Annotated in this window: 2 protein-coding genes; one reads left to right on the top strand and one right to left on the bottom strand. The window is 61.5% G+C overall.

Annotated features, from left to right (window positions below; translation table 11 throughout):
• Nucleotides 1–95 precede the first annotated feature (95 nt).
• A complete protein-coding gene (gene proB / locus NW819_RS09580) occupies nt 96–1211 on the top strand; it encodes a glutamate 5-kinase (protein WP_041436197.1) in 1116 nt (371 codons plus the stop codon).
• 86 nt (nt 1212–1297) lie between these two features.
• Here the strand turns inward: proB and raf1 are convergent, their stop codons facing one another.
• Nucleotides 1298–2401, bottom strand: coding sequence for a RuBisCO accumulation factor 1 (gene raf1 / locus NW819_RS09575; protein ID WP_414413595.1), 1104 nt, complete (start codon nt 2399–2401; stop codon nt 1298–1300).
• Between the last annotated feature and the right edge of the window lie 150 nt (nt 2402–2551).

The raw sequence follows: 2551 nt of genomic DNA, 5'->3' as shown, positions 1-2551 counted from the left end.
CTTGCCGCGCCTTTTGGTCAATACAGCTGCGTCTTGACTCCGCTATGGTGGCGCTATGGTGAATAGAGGGGTGGGAGGATGGGTTGAGAGCGGCGATGGCAACAACAGACGTGACGGTGGTGGTGAAGATCGGCACCTCCAGCCTGACAGATACTCAGACCGGCTTGTTGCGTCTTTCGGTGTTGGGGCCGCTGGTGGAGGTGCTGACCCACCTGCGCAGGCAGGGGTATGCGGTGATCTTGGTCTCCTCTGGGGCGGTGGGGGTGGGCTGTGCTCGCCTTGGCTGGCGGCAACGACCGACGGCTATTGCCGAGAAGCAGGCGGTGGCTGCGGTGGGACAGGGGCGGTTGATCCGCCTTTACGATGACCTCTTCTCGGCTCTGAACCAGCCAATTGCCCAAGTGCTGCTCACCCGCGGCGATCTGGTGGAGCGCAGCCGCTACGTGAACGCCAATCGCACTTTTGCCCAACTGCTGCAGATGGGGGTTATTCCCATCGTCAATGAAAACGACACGGTGGCAGTGGAGGAGCTGAAATTCGGCGATAACGACTCGCTTTCGGCGTTAGTGGCCAGCATGGTGCAGGCCAAGTGGCTTATCCTGCTCACCGATGTGGACAAGCTCTATTCGGCTGACCCCAACCGAGATCCCTCTGCCCAGCCCATTGAGCGGGTGTTGCCCGGGATCCCGCTACAGGTGAAGGCCGAAGCCCAGGGGAAAAGCGGCTGGGGCACCGGCGGCATGGCCACCAAACTGACCGCTGCTCAAATTGCTACAGCTGCAGGGGTAACGGTGGTGATCACCAATGGCAAACGGCCTGAGCAGATCCCGGCAATTCTGGCCGGCGAGGCCATCGGCACCCGCTTTGATCCGGCTCCTCAGCCCGCCAGCGCCCGCAAGCGATGGATTGCCTACGGCCTCATCCCCGAGGGATCTTTGACTTTGGATGAGGGGGCGGTACGAGCGGTGTGCGAGCAAGGGCGCTCGCTGTTGCCGGCAGGGATCACAGCCATTTCTGGGGAGTTTGAGGCGGGGGCTGCCGTGCGCCTGTGCGATCCCAGCGGCCAGGAGGTGGCGCGGGGCCTGGTGAACTACAGCGCCGAGGAGCTGCGGCAGATTAAGGGCAAAAAAACCGCCGAGATTCCCCGCATCCTGGGCTACGAAGGGGTTGATACTGCCGTCCACCGGGATAACTTGGCCTTGCTCAATTGAGGCCATGGGTGAGGCCATGGGGGCGAGTCCAGGCGCGGTGCTCTGCACCACTAGCACGAATGGCTACAACGGCGGGATCCCAACGCCTATTCTTCCAACTGCCAGGGATCCTGAGCCAGCACCTCATCGAAAACCCGCGGGGGGCGCACGGCCATCAGCACCTGGCCCAACAGGGGAGAGGAGGGCGAGTCTTCTATCCACTCCACCGCCAGGGATCCGGCCCGATCCACCAGGAAAAATCCCGCCATCTGAGCTCCCTCCCAAACCCGAGCGGCGCGATCGACCACCAGCAAAACCGGATCCTGTTCTTCACCGGCAGGCACCGGCAAACCCAACAGGGATCCCAAAAGCCGGTTTTCCACCTGGAGGATCACCGGATCCCCGGCCTTTTGAATCACCGGCCAAGCGGGCAAGGCCATCCAAGTTTGCTCCGCCGGGCTGTTGACCCAGCCAAAGGGCCCTTGGGGCTGGCTGGAGGGGATCCCTTCCCAGGCGGCAGTTGCAAGAGGCAGGGATCCGGCCACCGGCAGCAGGCGCGGCAGATCTTCTTCCAGGCGAAACACCGACAGCTTGGGCAAAACGCTACGTTGGGATCGGGAGCCAGCAGTAACTGCAGACAAAAGCTGCTCCACCTGTCGGCGGGCTGTATCACTGTGGACATACTGAAACGCTCGACCGATAGCCCGAGTTCGCTCCTGCAGATCGCGGGTTTGCTGGGCCGTCCGCCAGGCTTGATAGGCCACCGCATCGCCGGGGTGATCCGTAAACCCTTCCGGGAGCTGCTGGAGCTGGGCATAATTTTTCACCGCGCGGGCGATCTCGTGAGCATCATCGGCATGCAAATGGCGACTGAAGATGAATTCCGCCACCCGAACCCGATCCTGTGGAGAGAGAATGCGCAACTCGTAGAGGATATCGCTACCTTTGTGGGCAAAATGCCCCAGAACTTCTGGGCTGGCTCCTGCTTTGGCCATCCCTTCGTAAACCTGGGCCGCAACAAGGATCTGGTTTTGGTGAATGGGCTCAAACCCGGTTGCCTCGAAGATGGCCTGGGGAGTCATTTTCTGTCGTTGCAAAGCTTGACAGGCCTTGGCCCAATCCAGCCACCGGCCCTCTTTGCGGCGCAGCCGCTCTACCAACAAGCTGGGATCCTCCTCCACAGCAGCAGGTTCCGGCAGATACTGACTCATGCTTGTTCTCCAACAGGCTGGACAGATCACCACTCCCCTGGTCCACAGCCCAGCAGAGCTGGCCGGGCATCTGGCCAAACTTGATCTTCAAACTTGATCTTAGGGCTGATAGCGGTTCTGGCCGAGTCCGGTCGCGACAGCGGGACGGAG

Origin of the sequence: Synechococcus sp. R8-2 (assembly GCF_047461715.1) — a bacterium.
Lineage (GTDB): Bacteria > Cyanobacteriota > Cyanobacteriia > Thermostichales > Thermostichaceae > Thermostichus.
Note: the sequence above shows the minus strand (reverse complement) of the source record. Positions and strands in the feature narration are given on the sequence as shown.